The 21,799-nt window shown below is 73.1% G+C and carries 10 protein-coding genes; 3 read left to right on the forward strand and 7 right to left on the reverse strand.

From position 1 onward, the window contains the following. Positions 1–108 precede the first annotated feature (108 nt). On the reverse strand, positions 109–1,335 hold the full coding sequence (locus ACZ4XX_RS20065) for a cation:proton antiporter domain-containing protein (RefSeq protein ID WP_468509197.1): 1,227 nt from the start codon (positions 1,333–1,335) through the stop codon (positions 109–111). Positions 1,336–1,509: 174 nt separating this feature from the next. Then, the gene (locus ACZ4XX_RS20070; RefSeq protein ID WP_468509198.1) at positions 1,510–2,565 is read right to left on the reverse strand and encodes a GlxA family transcriptional regulator; all 1,056 of its coding nucleotides are present in this window, start codon (positions 2,563–2,565) and stop codon (positions 1,510–1,512) included. Between the two features lie 127 nt (positions 2,566–2,692). Here ACZ4XX_RS20070 and ACZ4XX_RS20075 point away from each other — a divergent pair, with 127 nt between their 5' ends. The 3 genes from ACZ4XX_RS20075 to ACZ4XX_RS20085 all read left to right on the forward strand — a co-directional run bounded on the left by ACZ4XX_RS20075 (position 2,693) and on the right by ACZ4XX_RS20085 (position 5,855). Beyond that, positions 2,693–3,616 carry an NADP-dependent oxidoreductase gene (locus ACZ4XX_RS20075; protein WP_468509199.1) on the forward strand — a complete coding sequence of 308 codons (924 nt, stop codon included), beginning with the start codon at positions 2,693–2,695 and terminating at the stop codon, positions 3,614–3,616. Positions 3,617–3,725: 109 nt separating this feature from the next. Continuing rightward, positions 3,726–4,493, forward strand: a complete 768-nt coding sequence (locus tag ACZ4XX_RS20080; RefSeq protein WP_468509200.1) for an SDR family NAD(P)-dependent oxidoreductase — start codon at positions 3,726–3,728, stop codon at positions 4,491–4,493. Between the two features lie 213 nt (positions 4,494–4,706). Further along, positions 4,707–5,855: a DUF475 domain-containing protein gene (locus ACZ4XX_RS20085; protein ID WP_468509201.1), complete on the forward strand. Its 1,149-nt coding sequence runs from the start codon at positions 4,707–4,709 to the stop codon at positions 5,853–5,855. Positions 5,856–5,956: 101 nt separating this feature from the next. Here ACZ4XX_RS20085 and ACZ4XX_RS20090 read toward each other — a convergent pair whose 3' ends face one another. The 5 genes from ACZ4XX_RS20090 to ACZ4XX_RS20110 all read right to left on the reverse strand — a co-directional run bounded on the left by ACZ4XX_RS20090 (position 5,957) and on the right by ACZ4XX_RS20110 (position 21,723). Then, positions 5,957–7,210, reverse strand: coding sequence for a DUF2254 family protein (locus ACZ4XX_RS20090; protein WP_468509202.1), 1,254 nt, complete (start codon positions 7,208–7,210; stop codon positions 5,957–5,959). A 469-nt stretch (positions 7,211–7,679) separates the two neighbouring features. Continuing rightward, entirely contained in the window at positions 7,680–9,188 is a 1,509-nt protein-coding gene (locus tag ACZ4XX_RS20095) for a DUF4246 domain-containing protein (RefSeq protein ID WP_468509203.1), read from the reverse strand. A 117-nt stretch (positions 9,189–9,305) separates the two neighbouring features. Beyond that, positions 9,306–12,593: a class I adenylate-forming enzyme family protein gene (locus tag ACZ4XX_RS20100; RefSeq protein WP_468509204.1), complete on the reverse strand. Its 3,288-nt coding sequence runs from the start codon at positions 12,591–12,593 to the stop codon at positions 9,306–9,308. A 32-nt stretch (positions 12,594–12,625) separates the two neighbouring features. Next, on the reverse strand, positions 12,626–15,982 hold the full coding sequence (locus tag ACZ4XX_RS20105; protein ID WP_468509205.1) for an amino acid adenylation domain-containing protein: 3,357 nt from the start codon (positions 15,980–15,982) through the stop codon (positions 12,626–12,628). Further along, on the reverse strand, positions 15,979–21,723 hold the full coding sequence (locus ACZ4XX_RS20110) for an amino acid adenylation domain-containing protein (RefSeq protein ID WP_468509206.1): 5,745 nt from the start codon (positions 21,721–21,723) through the stop codon (positions 15,979–15,981). Before ACZ4XX_RS20110 ends, ACZ4XX_RS20105 begins: the two co-directional genes overlap by 4 nt. Positions 21,724–21,799: the final 76 nt, after the last annotated feature.

Genomic DNA, 21,799 nt, shown 5'->3' on the forward strand with positions numbered 1-21,799 from the left:
GTTTGTTGGTTTCGCCCCAACCAAACCCCTCCCCCCCCCCCCCCCCCCTCCCCCCCCCGCCTCCCCCCCCCCCCCCCCCCCCCCCCCCCCCCCCCCCCCCCCACCCCCTCAGCCGCGGACCCGGGGTTCCGGCGAGGTGCGCCGCCCCCGGGCGTAGCGGCGGCCGAGGGGCTCGGCGCTCAGGCCGTGCAGCACGATGCTGACCATGACGGTGATCACCATCACCCGGGAGATGAAGTCACCGGCGCCGGAATCACGCAGTTCGATCGCGGCGAGGAGCCCGAAGACGACCGAGGCCACTCCTCTGGGCCCCATCCATCCCAGGAACGCCCTGTGGGACAGGGACAGATCCGTGCCGATCAGCGCGAGCATCACGGGGACCACGCGGACCAGGGTGCAGGCGAGGACGGCGTAGAGGACGACGGAGAGGTGGAACCCGTCCCAGAACTCGTCGTTGACCAACTGGCCGAAGAGGAACCACAGGGCCAGCGTCGACAGCGTGACCAGGTCGTCCGTCATCTTCACGGTCCCCTCGGGAAGGTGGCGCAGCGCCGGGGCGACGCAGACGCCGGCGACGAACGAGGCCACGAAGCCGTTGCCGTCCAGGAAGACGGACAGGGAGTACGCGGCGATGGGCACGCTCAGCACCGCGAGTCTCGCCGCGGCGGGCAGCGTCCAGCCCCTCGCCCAGGACCGGCGCAGCAGCCATCCGGCCACGTAGCCGACGAGCGACCCGGCCCCGACGGCCCAGCCAGCCGCTCCGACCGCGTCGAGGAGGGCCTCGGCGTAGTCGTCGCCGACCGTGCGGTACTCGGCGGCGGCCGCGACGCAGACCAGGAACACCGGTGAGACGATCCCGTCGCTGAGTCCGCCCTCGACGTTGAGCACCTCGCGCAGGCGCGCCGGGATGCGCTCGTCCCGTACGAGGGCCGAGGCGGGCGCCAGGTCGAGCGGGACGACGACCGTCGCCAGGGTCGCCAGGACCCATCCGGGGCGGTCGGGGAAGAAGGCGAGCGCGGCCAGGAAGGCGGCGCCCAGGGTCAGCGGCAACGCGACGCCCAGGAGCCGGGCGACGACGTTCCTCTCCCGTCGGATGGCGCCGGCCGGCACCTCGGTCGCGTCGACGAAGAGCAGCAGGGCGAGGACGACCTCCACCGCGTGCTCGAAGCCGGCCAGGTCACCGAAGTCGAAGACGAGCGGCGGGTCCGAGCCGCTGGTGAGGGCGATGCCCGCCACCATCATGGCGATGGGTGCGGTGATGCTCCACAGCGCGAGCCGGCGCGACAGGACGCACCAGGTGAACAGAATGCCCGCGATGACGGTGACGGCAAGCAAGACATCCGCGCTTTCGGGGAGGCTCGGTCCCGGCGGGTTCGTCCCGGCGTTGCAGCGTAAGGCGGATGCCGCGCCGTCCCGTGACAGCACGCCGACGGCGTCCCTCCTGGGGCGGTGTCCGCTCGTGGACCGGCGGTGTCCACCCAGGAACCGGCGGTCGCCACCGGGGACCGGTCACACGGACGGTTCCGTCTCCTGTCCGCGTCCCTGCGGGGTGCCGGTGCCGAACGCGCGGCGGTAGGCGGCGGGGGAGACACCGAAGGCCGTCCGCATGTGCGTGCGCAGGGAGTTCCCGGAGCCGAGGCCGGCGCGGTGGGCGACGAGGTCGATCGGAAGATCGGTCGTCTCGAGCAGCTGTCTGGCCAGTTCCAGACGTTGTGCCGTGAGCCACTGCACCGGGGTCGCCCCGACCTCGTCGCGGAACCGCCGTGTGAAGGAGCGCAGGCTCATCCGGGCGTGCTCGGCGAGCTGTGTCAGGGTGAGGGGCTCGGCGAGGTGCTCCAGGGCCCAGGCGCGGGTGGCGGTGGTGCTGGCCAGGGTGGGCTCCGGCACGGGCCGGTCGATGAACTGGGCCTGTCCGCCGTCCCGCCAGGGCGGCACCACACACATGCGGGCGGCGCGGTTGGCGACCGCGGCACCGTGGTCGCGGCGGATCATGTGCAGGCAAAGATCGACCCCGGCGGCCACGCCCGCGGACGTGAGCACATCGCCGTCGTCGACGAAGAGCACGTCCTCGTCCACCTTCACCCGCGGGTAGGCCCGACGGAACTCCGGGGCCAGGTTCCAGTGCGTGGTGGCCGGCCGGCCGTCGAGGAGCCCGGCGGCGGCGAGCACGTACGACCCGGTGCAGATGGACACCAGCCGGGTGCCGGGCCGGATGCCGCCGATCGCCGCGGCGACCTCGGGCGGCAGCGGGCCGCCACGGCCGAGCTCGGGCATGGCGTGCGTGGGCGGGACGACCACGGTGTCGGCGGCGACGAGGGCCTCGGGACCGGCCGCGGGCTGCACGGTGAACCCGGCGTCGCTGAGTACCGGGGCACCGTCGGCCGTACAGATCGTGACCTCGTACAAGGGACGCCCGTCGGCGTCCTCCGCGCTGCCGAAGACCCGGGAGGGGATGCCGAGCTCGAACGGAGGCACCCCGGGCAGGGCGAGGACGGCGACCCGGTGCGGTGGGGCCGACGCCACGTCCCGCGTGTCCGCGTTCGTCGTTCCGGCTGTCTTCCTCATGGCCAGATCCTGTCACATGCTGGCCAAACGGCCAACACCGTCCGAGACCGGGGTACCGCATCGTGGACGCATCGCCGCCGGAACCCTCCGGCGGCACACCGATCGAGACGGAAACGAGGCGGACAGCATGCGTGCGGTGGTCGTGGAGCAGTGGGGCGGACCCGAGAACCTGGTCGAGCGTGAGACGGAGCGCCCCGAGCCCGGCCTGGGCGAGGTCCTGGTGCGGGTCCACGCGGCCGGAGTGAACCCCGTGGACTGGAAGACCCGGGCCGGCGGGGCGCTCATCGAGTGGGGAGCCGTCCCCGCCGTCGGGTGGGACGTGTCCGGCACGGTGGAGGCCGTCGGCCCCGGTGTCGGGATCTTCCGACCCGGCGACGAGGTCTTCGGCATGCCGCTCTTCCCCCGGCAGGCCGGCGGATACGCCGAATACGTGGTGGCCCCGGCCCGTCACCTCGCACCCAAGCCCGCCTCCCTGACCCATGTGGAGGCCGCGGCGCTTCCGCTGGCGGCCCTCACCGCCTGGCAGGCCCTCGTCGACGCGGCGGACGTCCGCCCCGGGGAGCGGGTGCTGGTGCACGCGGCGGCCGGGGGAGTGGGGCACCTCGCCGTGCAGATCGCCAAGGCCCGCGGGGCGTACGTCATCGGCACGGCGAGCGCGGGCAAGCACGACCTGGTGCGTGACCTGGGCGCGGACGAGATGGTCGACTACCGCGAGACCCGTTTCGAGGACGCCGTGTCCGACGTGGACGTCGTCCTGGACGGCATCGGCGGAGAGACGGCCGAACGCTCCCTGAAGGTGCTCCGTGACGGGGGCCGGCTGATCACTCTGCCAGGCCCGGACGACGTCCCCGCCGCGCAGGACGGCGTACGGGCCGCCTGGGTCCTGGTGGAGCCCGACCACCTCGGCCTGCGCGAGATCGCGGCCCTGGTGGAGCAGGGGAAGCTGCGACCGGTGGTCGACGTCGTCGTACCCCTCGCCGAGGCGGCGAAGGCCCACGCGATCGGCGAACAGGGCCGCACCACGGGCAAGATCGTCCTGACGGTCGTCTGAGCCACGGGCCGTGGCCGGCCGTTCGGAGCCGGCCGCGGTGCCGCCGTCCGGGGCCGTGGTGCCGCCGTGGAGAATGATCAGTGGTGCGTCCCCGTTCGAAAGGCACGTCATGAAACTGCCCGCTTCCGGCCGTCGTGTCCTCGTCAGCGGTGCCTCCCGGGGGCTCGGCCGGGCGGTCGCCCAGGCGTTCGCGGCCAACGGCGACCGGGTAGCCGTCCACTTCGGCTCGCGGGCCGAGGAGGCCCGCGTCACCCTGGAGTCCCTCGACGGAACGGGCCACGCCCTCGTCGGGGGCGACCTCGCGGATCCGGCGGGGGCGGTGGCCGTGGTCGACGCGGCGGCCGAGGCCCTCGGCGGGATCGACGTCCTGGTCAACAACGCGGCGGTGAACGTCCGCCACCCCCTCCCCGAGACGCCGTACGAGGAGTGGGTGGCGGTCTGGCAGCAACACGTGTCCGTGAACCTGCTCGCCACCGCGCATCTGAGCCATCTGGCGGCCCGGCGGATGATCGACCAGGGTTCGGGCGGCCGCATCGTGAACATCGGCTCCCGCGGCGCCTTCCGCGGCGAGCCCGACCACCCCGCCTACGGTGCCACCAAGGCCGCCGTGCACGCGCTCGGCCAGTCGCTCGCGGTCTCCCTGGCCCCGTACGGGATCGCCGTCGCCTCCGTCGCGCCCGGATTCTTCTCCACGGAGCGGGTCTCGTCCCGCCTGGAGGGTGCCGAGGGGGCGGCGATCCGTGCCCAGAGCCCGTTCGGCCGGGTGGCCGAGCCCGGGGAGATCGCGGCGGCCGTCCTGTGGCTCGCCTCCCCCGCCGCGGAATGGTCGTCCGGGACGATCCTCGACCTCAACGGGGCCTCGCACCTCCGTAGTTGACCCTGAGGCGTCAACTCGCAGCAGCCCGCGGGCCCCGAAGTGCATCAAGTGTGCCGCGCGGGAGGGGCATTGGCCGGTGGGCCGGGGGCAGGGCTACGGGCCGTTGGCCGGTAAGCGCCGGAACTCCCGTGATTGGCTCTAGACTCGGTCAGCGTTTGGTAAAGCCAGGTGCGGCTCGCGGGGGGAGCCCCGCACAAGACGATGGGGTAGCCAGTGCTTCTGAAGACGTTCGGCTGGTCGTTCGCGGTGACAGCGCTCGGCCTCGTCGTGGCGGTGTTGTACGGGGGATGGGCGGCCTTCGGGATCGTGGCGATCCTGTCCATCCTCGAGATCTCGGTGTCCTTCGACAACGCCGTGGTCAACGCCGGGATCCTGAAGAAGATGAATGCCTTCTGGCAGAAGATCTTCCTCACCATCGGTGTGCTCATCGCCGTCTTCGGCATGCGGCTGGTCTTCCCCGTCGTGATCGTGGCGATCAGTGCCAAGGTCGGCCCCATCGAGGCCGTCGATCTCGCGATCAACGACGCCGAGCGCTACGAGCAGCTCGTCACCGACGCCCACCCGTCGATCGCGGCCTTCGGCGGGATGTTCCTGCTGATGATCTTCCTCGAGTTCATCTTCGAGGACCGTGACATCAAGTGGCTCGGCTGGCTGGAGCGCCCGCTGGCCAAGCTCGGCAAGATCGACATGCTGTCGGTCTGCATCGCCCTGGTCGTCCTGGCGATCAGCGCCATGACCTTCGCGACCCAGGCCCACCAGCACGGCGGCACGCACGTCGACAAGGCGTCGACCGTTCTGCTCTCCGGCGTCTTCGGCCTCATCACCTACCTCGTCGTCGGCGGTCTCTCCGGCTTCTTCGAGAACAAGCTCGAAGAGGAGGAGGAGCGCGAGCACGAGGCCGAGGAGGAGGCCAGGAGGAGCGGCAGGAACGTCCCGGCGGTCGTGATGGCCGGCAAGGCCGCGTTCTTCATGTTCCTCTACCTGGAGGTCCTGGACGCGTCCTTCTCCTTCGACGGCGTCATCGCCGCCTTCGCCATCACCAACGACATCGTCCTGATGTCGCTGGGCCTCGGCATCGGCGCCATGTACGTCCGTTCGCTGACGGTCTACCTGGTCCGCCAGGGCACCCTCGACGACTACGTCTACCTGGAGCACGGCGCGCACTACGCGATCGGCGCGCTGGCCCTGATCCTCATGGTCTCCATCCGCTACCAGATCCCCGAGGTCGTCACCGGTCTCATCGGCGTCATCCTGATCGCCTGGTCCTTCTGGTCCTCCGTACGACGCAACCGCAGGCTGGCGGCGCAGGACGGCGAGCGGTCGGGGTCCACCGAGAAGGCCGAGGTCCCCTCCGGCGTCTGAACCGGACGGCCGGCGCTCGCCACAGGCGCGCGTCGGCCCGGACGGCTGCCGCTCACAGCCTCCGACGGCGGCGGCCGGATGTGTCGCCCGCCTGTGCCGACCTATCCGGCGTCGTCCCGCATGAAGGGCGGACGGGTCGTGAGCTGTCGTTCCGTCCACGCCAGTCGCTCCTGCAGCGGGGGACGGAGAGGGGCGGGGGCGACCGAGAGTACGCCGGTCAGGAGCTTCCGACAGCGCGCGAGCACCATCGGCATGGCGGGTGCGATGACCAGGATGTCGTCCAGACCGATCCGGAGGAGACCGTCCCACCCGGGCACGGGCAGGACCACTCGCAGGGTGCCGGACGCGTCGGCGATCGCACGGGTCCCCTGCCCGATCGGTCCGGCGGCGGCACGGCGGAGCAGGTCCTCGACGGCGTCCAGGGCCTGTACGGCGGTGGCGGGGTCGTTGATCGCCGAGGACAGCGCGCGCAGACCGATGTCGGAGAGCAGCCGGAAGGCGAGCGCGGGGTCCTGGTGGAAGGTGCGCTCGGAACCGGCGACGACCGCCTTCAGGACCTCGGCCTCCGGGACCGTGCCGTGGTGGACGTCGGCCACCGCGTCACCGTCGTAGAGGACGTCTCCCACCTTCACCCGCAGGACGACGGCCGCGCCCCCTCGTTGCGCCGCGGCCACCAGGGGCCCCAGGTCGAACTGCTCGACCAGCACGGACGCACCCCGCCAGAGGACCGACGCGGTGACGGACCCGGGCAGTGGCACCGCCGCCGGTGGGGAGTCCCGGGCGCCGGCCACACCGCCGCCCGGCGGACAGTAGACGTCGAGTACGTGCAGGCCACGGTCGCGCAGCTCGTCGAGGACGTGGGAGAGCTGGATCGAGCGCAGCGCGACGAGCTGGAGGCGACGGACGAGCACGAACGCGACGGCGGCCATGACCAGGGCGGCGATCGGCACGGCCACGGACACCGTGTCACGTGATCCGATGGCCAGGACCGCGGTGACGGAGTAGACCAGCACGCCGATGACGAAGGCGAACACCCGCCACACCAGCGGGTCGGAGCGGAACAGGGCGAGGCGATGGCTGAAGTTGCCCGCGGCCCACTGCACGACGAGGAACATCAACGAGAAGATCAGAGCGGTGACGCTGAGGACACCCACACCGAGCACGTTCAGCACGGCCACGACGCGGTCCCCGGCGACCCGGGAGCCGCCGTCGATCGCCGGGAGCAGGATGCCGAGCGCCACCGCCACGCCGACGGCCACCGCGTGCGTGATGCCGGCGCGCAGCGCCCGCCGCGGACGGACGACACGTTCGGCCGCGTGCCCCGCGCCCACCGTGGTCATCGGCGGCTCAGACACGACCGGGTCCGGTCGCCCGGTCCCGCGAGCAGCAGCGGATCGTATGAGCGGGCATCGCCACCTCCCCGTCTCGGCGTCGTGACCCACTCTGCGCGGCTTCCCCCGGGTGTGCCCGCGCTGTCGTACGAACGGATGACCCGGGGAAGCGGCCGGAAGTCCGGCGGTACGCCGCACGCGGTCGCCCTCGACGTCAGCGGCGACCCGTACGTCGTCCCGGAACGCGAAGCCGAGGCCATGCCCGCCCGCGAGCGGACGACGAGGAAGTCGGCCGGTCGCCCGAGGGCTCGGGCGCGGCCCGGACGAGGCGGCCGCGGGTCACGAGTTCCAGAGTGACGGCCGCGGCGACCGCCTGGACCAGGAGCAGGAGCAGGAGCAGCACACGCTCACCCCAGGCCCTGTCGTCACACTCCCGCCTTCGGGCGACGACGGCGATGTGACACAGGACCCGGCTGTGCGACGTCCGCCGGGTTCAGTGCTCGCAGAGCGAGAACTCCCGCTCGTAGAGCTGCTCGTTGTGTTCGTCGACGAAGAACTTGCGTTCCCGCATGAGCTGTTCGCGGAAGTCCTCGGCCAGGTCGAGCGTCATGGTCGAGGTGTCGGCCCACGGCTGCTGCGGCGGTACGTCCGACGTCGAGACGATCCTCTCCGACGGGTCGACCAGGAAGAACGCGAGAATCTTGCGGTGTCCCGCCCGCGTGGGATCCGCCAGGCGGAACGAGCCGACGCGGTGCTGCAGGATGTTCGGGAACGCCAGGCAGCGGCCCGCCGGGGTCGAGGCCGAACCGAGCATCTGGTTCAGCGCGTCCTCGTCCTCCAGTCCGTACACGTCCCGCAGACCGTCGTCGTCGTTCTGCTCGTATTCCGGGTCGTCGAGTGCCGCCCGGAAGCTCAGCCGGCTCTCGGTGATGTTCTCGCTGTCCCAGTAGTAGATGCCTGTCGAGACGATCCGCTCGTTCATCATCCCCTCGACATGCCACGAACCGCCGGTGTACTCGGGCTTCTCCGGGGTGAGGTGAATGGTGGCGAGCTTGACGATCACCTGGAGACCACGGCCCCGCAGATCGACCCGGGCCGATGCGTCCGGTACCTCGGGCGCGGTGAAGGCCGGGGCGTCCGGGACGATCGGGCTGCGGTTCTCCCACCAGTCGTCCAGCGCACTCTCCCACGCGTGGAGGGCCTCCGTGTGGGCCGCGTCGTCGCTGTAGGAGGACTTGTCCGGACGCTGCGGCTTCGAGCCGTACCATCCCCACGGATCGGTCTCGATCCGCAGGGGTCGCGGATGGCGCAGATCGGTGAGCACGTTCTCCAGCAGCGGACGCATGCGGGCGAACAGGTCCGGCAGGACGGAGGCCAGTTCGTGATGGGCCTCGGGGTGGACGTTGTTGACGTACGAACGGAAGGCGACCTCGCCGTCGTCATCGACGTCGACGTCCGTGGGCAGCCACTGGAACCTCTCCGAGAACTCGTACTTCGAGTACTGGTTCGTCGGGTTGCGCCAGGCCCGCTCGTGGTCCCCGCTCACATCCTTCACCAGGCAGAACAGCGAGGGATGCACCAGGTCCAGGACCTGACCGTCGGATCCGGGATGCCAGTCCCTGTCCGCTTCGGGGACCTCCTCCAGAACCCGAACCGCCTCGCGCAGCCGGGCCCTGAGCTTGTCGTCGATCAGCGTGTCCGACTGCCAGACCCCGTCGACGGCGGACACCTCGGCCCCGGTCCTGGGGTCCCGCAGCGCTGCGTAGTGCGCGAGCTCGGCCAGCACGTAGCGCACCTGCGCCTCGGTGAGGCCCTGGTCGATCGCCTCCTTCGTCCACCTGGCGACGATCTCGGCGTCGTTCCTCTTGTGGTACCACTCCGGCTTCGCCCGAATGTGGGAGCTGCATTCCATGATCTCGAGTTCCCGCAGCGTCCGGGGTGTCGCGAACGAGAGGGAACGGGACGCGTGGAAGGGCAGCGGGAAGGCAGACAGGCCGGTCAATTCTCTGGTTCCTCCGAGTCGGTGTGCGGTGGCGGGAAGCCTACTTCAGCGGACTGACAGCACAGCCCGGTCCCTCGCGGGGGAGCCGCGGGGGCGCGGTGGTGTCGGGGCGGCAGGTCACTGGCAGGCGGTGGCCAGCGCCGCGACGAACTCCTCGGCGAGTTCGGTGATCACGGGAAGGTCGAAGGCCAGCGCGTTGTACTGCAGCCAGCACCGCAGACCGCCGTCCGGCTGCTCCACCACGGTCAGTTCGGGCACGCCCCGGTCGCCGCCCGGCAGCGGCCAGGGCACGGTGCTGCCGCGCGGCAGCTCCCAGGGCGCGCAGGCGAGGCCCGGCAGCTGCGCGGGCGCCGCCCATGCCTCGTAGCGGAGCCAGGCCGCGAACGGCGCCGACGGACTGAACTCGGCGAAAGGATGGAGCTGGTGGTCCAGTGCCTCGCTGTGGACCCTCCGCAGCCGGTCCACCATCTCGGCGAAACCGGGTCCCCCGCTCGCGTCCACCCGCAGCAGCAGCGACTGGACGAAGCAGCCCACCGTCCGCTCGGCGTCGGGGCGGGGGCGGCCGGGCACCGGGGTCATCACGACCAGGTCGGGATGGCCGCTGCGGCTCGCCAGCAGTCCGGTCCAGGCCGCGGCGACGGCGAGGAACGGCGTGGCGCCCAGCTCGGCCGCCCGGGCCCGCAGAGCCTGGGCCGAGGACGCCGGCACCTCGAACTCATGCGCCGTGGTCAGAACTTCGTCCACGGACCGGCGGCCGGCGAACCGCTCGACGGCCTCCGGAGCCCCGGCCAGCGCGGCCCCGAAGTGGGCCCGGGAGACCGGCCAGTGCGCGTTCGCCCAGTCCACCAACTCCCGGTAGCCCGGACCGGAGCGGGCAGGCGGTGCCGACCGGCCCCGCCGCAGCGCGGAATAGCAGACGCCGAGGTCGGCGAGGAGCACGCCGACCGACCAACCGTCGGACACCATGTGGTGCATCGCGACCAGCACCACGTGGTCGGTCTCCGAGCGGCTGACCACCAGCAGGCGTGTCATCGGGTCGCGGGCCAGATCGGTGAGGCGGTCGCGCTCGGCCAGCAGCAGGGCGTCCACCTCCGCGTCCGTGGCCCCCGGGGCCTCCGTCAGAGAGATCCGCACCCGGGGCTCCTCGTCGACCACCGCCCGCACCACCCCGCCCGCCACCGACTCGAACCGGGTGCGCAACGCCGGATGGCGCCGGACCACCTCGGTGAGCGCCCGGCCCAGGGTCGTCGGTTCGAGCCGGTCGGTCACCCGGAACAGCGCCGTCACCGCGCCGGCGTCCCGCCCGGGAGCCTCCGACATCCACCGGAAGAAGTTCTCCTGCTGCGAGGTGAGCGCCACGGCATGCGGCTGCGCACGGAGGGCGGCCAGGTACGGCGTCACGGTCTCCGCCCCGACCGACGCCTCGCCGGCCGTGGCCGGCAGCCGGTCGGGGTGGTCCACCCACGCCGCCTGGGCCCGCAGCGAGGGCCGCTCGAAGACCACGGCGGTACCTGCCCGTATCCCGAACTCCGCGCTGATGCCGGTGGCGAGCTGGACCGCCCGGAACGAGTCGCCCCCGAGCGCGAAGAACTCGGCGGCCACGTCGGTGACCGGTCGGCCGAGCAGCCGCCGCCAGAGCGCGGCCAACCGCAGTTCCGTCGGGGTGGCCGGGGCGACCGCGGGACCGGCGGGCTCCGCGGGCACGTCGAACAGCGGGCGGAGCCGCTGTTTGACCACCTTGCCGCTCGGGTTCCTGGGCAGGTCGTCCGCGAGCAGGATCCGCACCGGCAGCTCGGACCGGCTCAGCCGGGTGCTCAGGAACAGCCGCAGCTCGTCCAGGTCCAGACCGCCGGGTCCGGCCACCACCACCGCCACCGGGACGGCGCCCATCACGGGGTGCGGCAGACCCAGCGCTGCGGCGTCGGCGACCGCGGGGTGCTCGTGCAGCACCTCCTCGATGCGCAGCGTCGAGACCTTCAGGGCGCCGCTCTTGATGACGTCGCTCTCCCGGTCGACCAGGTACAGGTACCCGTCCTGGTCGATGCGTCCCACATCGCCCATCCGTACCCAGCCGTCGCGGAACACCTGGGCGCTCCGCCCGGCGGCGCCCAGATAGCGGCGGGGCGGTCCGGGCTGCCGCAGCCAGACCTCGCCGACCTGCCCGGCGGGCAGCGGCAGCCCGTCCGCGTCCAGGATCCGGAGGTCACGGGCGTCCGCCGGGCGGCCCAGGGAGCCGGGGCGGCGCGGGTCGACCACGGTGGAGATCTGCGCGGGCGAGGCCTCGGCGGAGGTGTAGGTGTTGACCAGAGTCGCGTCCGGCAGCGCTGCGGCCAGGGCGGCCGCCACCGCCACGGGAAGCGCGGCGGCGGAGGAGTTGACCAGGAGCAGACTCCTCAGGTCGTACCGCCCGGCGGTGTCCGCGTTGAGCAGCTCGATCACCATGGAGGGGACCAGGAAGGCGGTGCCGACCCCGAACTTCTCGACCGCGATGCCGAACTGCTCCGCGTCGAAGCGCGGCAGGCTGACGAGGGTCGGTGCGGCGGTCAGAGCGGTGAGCAGCATCACCTGCCCCGCGTTCGTCCCGATCGGGAAGGCGTGCAGGGCGTGCCGCGAGTGGGCGTAGGCGCGGCGGCGGGAATGCGCGGCCGGCCCGGCGGTCAGGTTTCCGTGCGCGGCGACGACGCCCTTGGGCGCACCGGTGGTGCCGGAGGTGCCGATCACCTGCGCCGGGTCGGCCGGGCCGACCAGGAACGGCGGCTCGGCCGGCGGCTCGGGATGCGCCGCCAGCAGGGCGTCCAGTCGCACCTCCACCAGTCCCGGTACGGCGGGCAGCCCACCGTCCGTCAGGACCGTGCCCGCTTCGGCCGACGCGGCCAGGGCGGCGGCATCCGTCGCGGACAGGTCCGCACGGACCGGGACGGGCACCCCGCCCGCGTACTGGACGGCGAGGAAGCCGACGGCGTACCGCTCCCAGCGCGCGTCGGAGAACCGCAGCACCACCCTGTCGTGGGGTGCGACTCCCGCGGCGGCCAGTCCGACGGCGGCGCGCAGCGCCTCCTCGCGCCAACGGCGGTAGCTGAGTTCCCCGCCGCCGACGACCTGCAGCGCCGTGTGGTCGGGATGTTCGGTGGCCCGCGCGTCGAGGAGCTCCGGGACGGTCGTCGCGGCGGGCGGCTCGGTGGTGGCGATGGCGTACTCCGGTGAGGTCGGGGCGGATGGCGGGACGGGCGGGTTCGACCCGGGTGTGCGGCGGCGCTGCTGTGCGTCCGTCGGATCGACGGCGCGGGATACGGGTCTGTGCCGATGCGCAGGCGGCCGGCGGCGCGGTCGGATCTCGACGGCCGGCCGGACCGCGCGGGGGAGCGGCCGTGGAGTCCGGGCACGGCTGCCGGGACTCCACGGCACGACGAGTGCCGTAGCGGGATCCGACCGCGGGGTCAGTCCAGCCGGTCGGCGGCCTCCTCCTCGCTGAGGGCGTCGATCTCGGCGATCAGCAGGGCCTCGACCCGGGCCGCCAGGGCCGCCGGGGTGGGGCTCTCGAAGACGTCGCGGATCGACAGGTCGAGACCGACGTCGGCCCGGATGCGGGCGGCGACCCGGGTGACCAGGAGCGAGTCCCCGCCGAGGGCGAGGAAGTCGTCCAGCACGCCGACCTTCGGTACGCCGAGCACCTCCTGCCAGAGCTCGACCACCAGGGCCTCGGCCTCGGTGCGGGGCGCCAGGTACCCGTCGGCCGCGGCCGCCGGCTCCGGGTCGGGCAGGGCCGCCGTGTCGAGCTTGCCGTTGGCCGTGAGCGGGAGGGTGTCGAGCAGGACGACGGCGTCCGGGACCATGAAGGCCGGCAGCAGCAGCGCCAGGTGCTCGCGCAGTTCGCCCGCCTCCGGAGGGGCGGCCGCGGACCGCTGCCCGGTGGTTCCCTGCGGGACGGCGGCCGGTCGGGGGACGGCGTAGGCGATCAGTCTGCGGCCGTCGCGGACCACCACGACCGCACGGCCGACAGCCGGGTGGGCGGAGAGGGCGGCCTCGATCTCGGCGGGCTCGATCCGGTAGCCGCGGATCTTCACCTGGTCGTCGGCGCGGCCGAGGAACTCCAGCTGCCCGTCGGTGCGCCACCGGGCGCGGTCGCCGGTGCGGTACATCCGGCTGTTCGGGGCGTCGGCGAACGGATCGGGAACGAACGCCTCCGACGTCAGCTCGGGCCGGGCCAGGTAGCCACGCGCGAGGCCGTGGCCGCCGGTGTACAGCTCACCCTCGGATCCGGCGGGCAGCAGACCGCCGCGCTCGTCCAGGACGTAGAGCCGCACTCCTGGCAGCGGACGGCCGAGCGGCGGGCGCTCCTCGGCGGCGGGCCCGCTGACGGGGCGGCCGCCGAGCTCGCCGGCGGTGACGATGACGGTGGCCTCGGTCGGACCGTAGGTGTTGACCAGCCGTACGGTGTCACCGTGCCGCTCCCGCCACTGGGCGAGGGTGACGGCGCGTGCCTCGGAGCCGCCGAGGATCACCAGGCGCAGGGCCGGCGGCCAGGGGGTCCGGTCTCCGAGCGAGACCAGTTCCTGCCAGTACGCGGTGGGCAGGTCGAGTACGGTGACGGACCGTCCGGCCTCGCCGCGCAGCAGGTCGGGCAGGGTGCGCCCGCCGCCGGGCAGCAGGACGACGCAGGCGCCCGCGGTCAGGGCGGGCCAGATCTCCTCGGCGTGGGTGTCGAAGCCGATGGAGGCGAACTGGACGATCCGGTCGCCCGGCCGGAGGTGGTAGCCCTCCGGTCCGGCCATCCACCGGACGCGCTCGGCCAGCGCCGCGTGCTCGACGGCGACGCCCTTGGGGACACCGGTGGAGCCCGAGGTGTAGAGGACGTACGCGAGGCCGCCCGGTTCCGGCCCCGGCGGCGTCGTGGCCTCTGCGGACTCCGTACCCCCCGACCCGACGCCCACGGCTCCCGCCCGCAGGTGCTCGGTGACTCCTGCTTGTCCGTGCGCGGTGGCTCCCGCCCGCCCGTGCCCGGTGTCCGGATCGCCGAGGGCCAGTACCGGGACACCCGGTTCCGAGGTCGCCGGCTCCGAGCCGCCCGGCTCCGGACGCCCGTCTCCGGTGAGCAGCAGGGCTGCGTCCGCCTCGCCGAGCATCAGCCGCTGCCGCTCGACCGGGAGTGTGGGGTCGAGCGGCAGGTAGCCGGCGCCGGCCTTCCAGATCGCCAGCAGGGCGGTGACCAGTTCGAAGGAGGGGGCGATCCGGACGCCCACCGCACGGCCGGCCACCGGACCCAGCCGGCGCGCCAACTCATCCGAGGCGCGGTCGAGTTCGGCGTACGTGAGGACGCTTCCCGCACATTCGAGAGCGGGAGCGCCGGGACGGGCGGCGACCTGCTCGGCGAAGCCGCGCAGGATCGGGCGGGCCTCCTCGGCGACGGCGGGCCCGGAGCCGAGGGCGAGCAGCGCGGCCCGCTCCTCACCGGACAGCAGCCAGTCGCCGTGCAGCGGGACGTCGACGTCCACGACGACCCGGGAGAGCAGCTCGCGGACCCGGCGCGCCAGGGCCTCGACCGTGGCGCGCTCGAAGAGCTCCCGGTCGAAGCAGAACGAGAGCGTCATCCCGCCGCCCGGGGTACGCCAGCTGTCCAGCAGCAGATCGGTCTTGGCCCGGTCGAATCCGGAGTCCATGCTCGCCGTCCGGACACCCGCGGGCAGTCCGGTCCGCTCGTCGGCACCGGCCGGCTCGTACTGACTCTGGTGGACGAACACCGCCTGGAACAGCGGGCCGACTCCGGGCACCACGGGCATCCCCAGTTCGGCGGCCACCCGCTCGACCGGCACGTCCTGATGGGTGAGCGCGGCCATCGTGGCGGAGCGCACCCTGCGCAGCACGGTGCGGAAGTCCGGCTCTCCGGTCAGATCCGCGCGGATCACCCCGGTGCGCGAGAAGTAGCCGAGCAGGGCTTCGTGGGCGGTCTCGTTGCGTCCGGCCAGCGGGGTGCCGACGGCGAAGTCGTGGCTGCCGCTCCAGCGGGCCAGTACGCACTGGTAGGCGGCGAGCAGCACCATGAACGGGGTGCAGCGCTGCTCGCGGGCCAGGGCGTCGACCCCGGCGACGAGGTCGGGCCCGAGGGCGAGCTCGGCGAAGCCGGCCGGATGGGTCGGCTCCGCGGGCCTCGGGCGGTCCAGCGGCATCCGCAGGGCGCCGACGCCGGTCAGTCGGCCGCTCCAGTACCGGAACGCCTCCTCTGCGGCACCGCCGTCCAGCCTCTTCCGTTCGGAGAGCGCGAAGTCCCCGAACCGGGTCTTGAGCTCGGGCAGATCGGCCGGTTCCTCGCCGATCTCCTCGCGGTACAGCGCAAGCAGTTCACGCCACAGCACGGTGAACGACCAGCCGTCGGAGACGATGTGGTGGACCACGACGCCCAGGGCGTGCTCGTGCTCGCCCGCGCTGACCAGGACGGCCCGCAGCGGCGGGCGCTCACCCAGGTCGAAGGGCGTGTTGACGAAGGGGGCGCAGGCGGCGGTGAAGGACTCCTCCGCGGCGTCCGCCGTCGTGACCCGAACGAGCTCGACGTCCCGTACGGGCTCCACGAGCTGGACGGGCTGTTCGCCGTCCATGGCGAACCGGGTGCGCAGCACCTCGTGTCGAGCGGTGAGGCGGGTGAGCGCCGCGCTCAGCGCCCGTGGGTCGATCGGGCCGCTCCAGCGCCGGTTCAGGTACATGTTGAACCCGGCGTCGCCCGGGTTCAGTTGCTGGAGGAACCAGAGACGGCGCTGCTCATCGGTCAGCGGATGGCGGGTGATCGGGGTCGGGGAGGTCATGCGTTCCTCTCGCTCTTCGCGCGGGCCCGCGGGGTCTCCGGACCGGCGCTCTTCGCGCGGGCCTGCAGGGTCTCCAGGCCGATCAGGTCGTCGGACTCGGCGTCCGGGACCTCCCGGTCGAAGCGGGCCAGGACGGGAATGCAGAAACTGATCAGGACCAGTGCGGCCATGGCGAGGCCGAACACCAGGTAGAGCAGGCCTATGCCGCGCCCGTCGCCGGTGCCGATCAGCGCGCCGACGCTGGAGGCCAGCGCACCGCCCTCGTCCATCAGGGGCTGGAGCAGCTCCGGGCCCGCCGGAGCGACCAGGGCGAAGCCGATCGGCAGGGTGGACCAGGCGACCATGGTGTTCACCGCGATCACCCGGCCGTGGAAGCGCATCGGCACCTTGGTCTGGACGACCGTCGCGTAGATGCCGTTGAGCAGCGCGAGGCCGTAGGTCATGCCGAACGCGCCGACGGCGACCAGCGCCACCGAGGGCCGCAGTCCGGTCACGACACAGGCGGCGGCGAGGCCGAGAGTGGCGAACAGGACCCCGCGCAGACGCATCCGGCGCGGGCCTCCCCAGACCAGCAGTGTGAGGCCGCCGAGGACGGCGCCCAGGCCGGCCGCGGTGGACACCCAGCCCGCCGCCGCGGTCGTGGAGAAGGAGAGCACCAGTGGGGTGACCAGCAGGAAGAGTGGGGAGAGGAAGATGTTCAGCACCGCGAACCAGAACAGCATGGCCCTGAAGTAGCGGCTTCCGAGCGCCCGTCGGAAGCCCGCCCGGATCTCGGCGCCGACGCTCTCGCGGCGGGTGGCGGCCATCGCGTCGGGGAATCGCACCGCCAGGGTGACGCCGGTGGCGAGCAGGTAGCTGACGACGTCGAAGACCAGGATGCCGCCCAGGCCGATCACGTTCAGGATGCCGACCGCGATCAGCGGAACGAGGAACTGGGCCAGGCCGAGGGCCATCTGGACCACACCGTTGGCGCGCCCGAGGAAGCGCTTGGGCACCAGCTGCGGGACCGCCGAGCCCCAGGCGACGCGCTGGAAGGCGAGCGCGGCGGAGAGCAGCGAGATCATCACGTAGGCGTGCCATATCGCGAGTGAGTCGCTGAGGTACAGCACGAGCAGGACCGCCTGGGTCAGGCCGGCCGCGATGTCGCCCCAGAGCATCACCCGGCGGCGGTCACCGCGGTCGACGACGGCGCCGGCCAACGGGGCGAGCACGATGCCCGGCACCAGGCCGAACGCGGCGAGCAGGCCCAGGTGGAACAGCGAGCCGGACTGCAGGTAGATCCAGATCGGCAGGGCGAACTCGGTGAGGGCCGAGCCGATCATCGAGAGCTGCTGCCCGGTGGCGATGGTCAGGAAGCGGCCCATGGTCGGACGGACGGGACGGCGCCCGCGGGCCTCGCGGGACCCCTCGGGGGTACCTGACCTCTCCGGCGCCCCGGACCGCTCCGACGTCACCGGCAGTCCGGGGTCCGGGCCGCGGTCCGGGTCCGTCCCGGCGACGTCGCGGGACAGGCCGGCCAGCCACCAGGTGGCGTCGGCGGTGCGTGCGTGGCGCGCCTCCTCGCCCGCGGCGATCGAGCGGTGCACCCCCGTCAGGATGTCGGCCAGCTCCTCGGCACGGTACTTGAGGTAGAAGTGCCCTGCTTCGTCCAGGACCACCACGGCGGCGGTCCCGGTGATCCGGTGCCACTCGCGGAACCGCTCCTGGTAGAACTCGGTCGCCGGATCCCGGTCGCCGCAGACGGCGATCACCGGGGCCGTGAGGGTGCCGCCCTCGCTCTCGTACAGCTCGCCGAAGTAGCGCTCGGCGCCCTTGGTGCCGACGCGGCGGTTGCGCACGATGAGCCGCAGCTGTTCCTCGTCCACCTCGTCCACGTCCAGACCCGCCGCGGCCAGGGCGTTGATCATGCCCTGGTCGCTGCGGAGGCGAGCGGACAGCTCGGCGAAACGCTCGGCCAGCGCGGCACCGCGGCCCTTCGGACGGGCGAACGGGAAGATCCCTCCGAGGTGGACGGCGTCGATCTCCCGGCCGGCGGCCTCCACCCTGCGGGCGATCTCCACGGTCAGCCGGACGCCGACCCCGCAGTGCCCGTAGAGCACCAGCGGCCCGGCGACGTTCGCGACGATCTCCTCGGCGCAGAGCCGGGCGACCTCGTCGATGTCCATCGCCTCCTCGCCCAGCTCGTGGCCGGGGACGGCGATGGAGTGCAGGGCCCAGTCGGCCGGCATGGCGTCGGCGAGCGGCTTGTAGATCAGTGCGCTGCCGCCTCCGTAGGGGGCGCAGACCACCGTGGCGGCCACCGTGCGGCGTTCGGGGGTGAGCAGGTGCAGCAGCCGCCGCGGGCCGCGGTCGCCCTCGGGCGTCGCCACGAGTTCGGCCAGCCGGCGGACGGTCGGGTGCGTGAAGAGGTCCATGACCCCGACCGGGGTCACCAGATCGGGGAAGGCCCGCCGCATGCGGGCGACCACCTGAGTGGCGAGCAGGGAGTGGCCGCCGAGTTCGAAGAAGTCGTCCAGCGCGCCGACCCGGGGGACGTCCAGCAGGTCCGCCCACAGGGCGGCGATCACCTCCTCGGTCTCGCCCTCGGGGTCGACCTGGGTGCCGACGGGCGGGCCGTCCGCGGGCGCGGGCAGCGCCTTCCGGTCGACCTTGCCGTGGGCGAGCAGCGGCAGCCGCTCAAGGACCACGTAGCGGGCCGGGACCATGTAGTCCGGCAGGACCTCGCCCAGGGTGGCACGGAGTGCGGCGGCGGTCGGCGGTTCGCCGCCCGCGGGGCGTTCCAGGTAGGCGACGAGGTTCTGTCTGACGCCCTCGCCGCGGGCCAGGACCACCGCCTGGGTGATGCCGGGCAGGGCGGTCAGCGCGGCCTCGATCTCGCCGGGCTCGACCCGGTAGCCGCGGACCTTGATCTGGTCGTCGCCACGGCCGAGGTACTCCAGTGTCCCGTCGCTCCGCCAGCGCGCCAGGTCGCCGGTACGGTACATCCGCGGGCCGCACGTCTCCGGCGCGGCCCGGTCGGTGCCGGACGGATCGGCCCCGGACGGTCCCGCGTCCATCGGGCCGGTTCCGGGCGCTCGCGTGCCCGCCCGTCCGGTCCCGGAGGGTTCCGTGCCGGCGGGACCGGCGTACGGATCGGGCAGGAACCGCTCGGTCGTCAGGTCCGGCCGCCCGAGGTAGCCGCGCGCCAGTCGGTCCCCGCCCAGGTACAACTCACCGGTGACACCCGGCGGAACGGGATGGCCGGCCTCGTCGAGGACGTAGCAGCGACCGCCGGCCAGTGGGCTGCCGATCGGGGTGTTGCCCGGCGCGTCCACGCCGTCTGCGGTGACCTCGTGGACGGTGATACCCACCGTCGCCTCGGTCGGCCCGTAGTGGTTGAACACCGCGCACCGGCCCAGCGCGGCGATGCCCGACGCCCAGGAATGACTGCTGGCCTCGCCGCCGAGGACCAGCGCACGGCGCGGCAACAGCCGTTCGAGCGGTGCGTCGGCGGTCAGCGCGGCCAGGTGGGAGGGCGTCATCTTCAGGTAGTCGATGCCGGCCCGCTCGATCTCCGCCGCCAGTTCCACGCCCGCGATCCGGCGCGGCAGCAGGTGCACCCGGCCGCCCGTCGTGAGCGCCAGGTAGAGCATGGTCATGCTGAAGTCGAAGGAGAGGGACTGCAGGAGCCCGTAGGAGGCCCCGGGCTCGATCCGCAGCCGCTCGCCCGCGCCCACGAGGTAGTGGAGGAACTGGCGGTGCTGTACCGCGACGCCCTTGGGCGTGCCGGTGGAGCCCGAGGTGTAGATCACGTACGCGAGGTGATCGGCGCCGGAGACCTCCTCCAGGGGCGCCCCGTCCCCCTCCGGCGCATCGGTGCCGTCGTCGGTCAGCAGGTCGACCGCCGGGTGGTCGCCGAACCGGGGCCGCAGCACGGTGTCGGTGATCAGGACCTTGGCTCCGGCGTCGGCGACCAGGTGGGCGAGCCGTGCGGGCGGCTGTTCGGGGTCGAGCGGCAGGTAGCCGCCGCCGGCCTTGAGCACGGCGACCAGGGCGACCGCCAGCTCGGGGGACTGCTCCAGGCAGACGGCCACCCGGTCGTCCGCGCCCACGCCCAGCGTCCGGAGGCGCCGGGCCATGGCGTCGGCGCGGCGGTCGAGCTCGCCGTGGCTCAGCGTGCGGTCCTCGAAGACCAGCGCCGGCGCGTCGGGCGTCCGGGCCGCCGCCCGGGCCAGCGCCCGGGTGAGCGTGGCGGGACCGCCGTCCGGCAGCCCGGGACCCACGGCCCAGGTCTCCAGCACGGCGGTCCGCTCGGCCGGGCCGAGCATCGGGAGCAGCTCGACGGACAGCGTGGGGTCGGCGACGCCGGCCGCGGTCAGCAGCTCGAACCGCTCGGCGATGCGCTCGACGGTGCCGGCGTCGAAGAGGTCGGTGCGGTAGGTGAACAGACCGTAGAGGCCGCCGTCCGACTCCTCGCGCATGTAGAGCGCGAGGTCGGCGTGGGTGGTGGTGGCCTCGTAGCCGAAGCCCTCGGAGTCCAGGCCCGCGGGACCTCCGGCGGGGACGGCGGTCCGGTCGCCGTAGTTCTGGAAGGCGAAGGTGGTCTGGAAGACGGCGGCCCGGCTGACGTCGCGTTCCACCGAGAGATCGTTGACCATCTGCTCGAACGGCACCTCCTGGTGCGCGTACGCGTCGAGCGTGGTCTCGCGGACCCGGCTGATCAGCCGGCCGAACGCGAGGTCGGCGGAGAGCCGGGCGCGGATGGGCAGCATGTTGACGAACGCCCCGACCACGTTCTCGAGTTCGCGGTGGAGACGGCCGGCGACGGCCGAGCCGACGGCGAAGTCGCGCTGACCGGTGTGCCGGGCGAGCAGGACCTGGAACGCGGCCATCAGCACCATGTACGGGGAGGCGCCGTGGGCCCGCGCGACTTCGCCGATCCGGAGGGCGAGCTCGGGGCTCCAGCGGAACTCGGTCGCGGCCCCGTCGAAGGTGAGCAGGGGCGGTCGGGGCCGGTCGGAGGGCAGCTCCAGGGCCGGTACGCCGTCGAGCTCGCCGCGCCAGTACGCCCGCGAGGCGGCGAGCTGTCCGTTCTCCAGGCGGTCCCGCTGCCAGGCCGCGTAGTCGCCGAACTGGACCTCCAGGGGCGCCAGTTCACCCGGGGTGCCGTGGGCGTGGTGGGCGTAACGGAGGTCGAGCTCGCGGTTGAGGAGGTCGATCGACCAGCCGTCGCTGATGATGTGGTGCATCACCAGCGCGAGGACGTGGTCGTCCTCGGCGATGCGGACCACCAGGGCGCGTATCAGCGGGCCGGCCGTGAGGTCGAAGGGTTCCGCGATCAGCGCGCCGAGTGCGGCCGCGGCACGCGCGTCGGGGTCCGGGTCCGTGCCGGCGTCCAGGTACTGGGCGAGGAACGGGGCGGGTTCGGCGATCTCCACCTCGGCCGTGCCGGCCTCGGTGGTGCGGAACGTCATCCGCAGGCTCTCGTGCCGGGCCACCAGGTCCGTCAGCGCGGCATCCAGGGCGGCGAGGTCGAAGGGCCCCCGGAACCGGCGGGCCGGTGCCAGCGTGTAGGCCGTCGAACCAGGGGCGAACTGGTCCATGAACCAGAGCCGTTCCTGGCCGCTGGAGAGCGGCGGTGCGGTGTCCGCCGGGCGGGGGTCCACCACCCGGGCGGGGGCTGCGGCGCCGCGCAGCCGCTGGCTGAGCAGGGCACGCTTGGCTGCGGACCAGCCGGTGGGCAGGTCCTGGGTATCCGTCATCGGGTTCCTGTTCGGGCGTTCGGCGGGGGAGTCGGAGGACGAGGGCGCGACGGGACCGGGCACGGCGGAGGGGCCG

The sequence above is a fragment of the Streptomyces sp. NPDC029956 genome, assembly GCF_055574655.1.

What these genes read in the sequence shown, in the direction of transcription:
- ACZ4XX_RS20070 (WP_468509198.1), bottom strand. Translation starts at nt 2,565, where the DNA reads ATGAGGAAGACAGCCGGAACGACGAACGCGGACACGCGGGACGTGGCG.
- ACZ4XX_RS20075 (WP_468509199.1), top strand. Translation starts at nt 2,693, where the DNA reads ATGCGTGCGGTGGTCGTGGAGCAGTGGGGCGGACCCGAGAACCTGGTC.
- ACZ4XX_RS20080 (WP_468509200.1), top strand. Translation starts at nt 3,726, where the DNA reads ATGAAACTGCCCGCTTCCGGCCGTCGTGTCCTCGTCAGCGGTGCCTCC.
- ACZ4XX_RS20105 (WP_468509205.1), bottom strand. Translation starts at nt 15,982, where the DNA reads ATGACCTCCCCGACCCCGATCACCCGCCATCCGCTGACCGATGAGCAG.
- ACZ4XX_RS20110 (WP_468509206.1), bottom strand. Translation starts at nt 21,723, where the DNA reads ATGACGGATACCCAGGACCTGCCCACCGGCTGGTCCGCAGCCAAGCGT.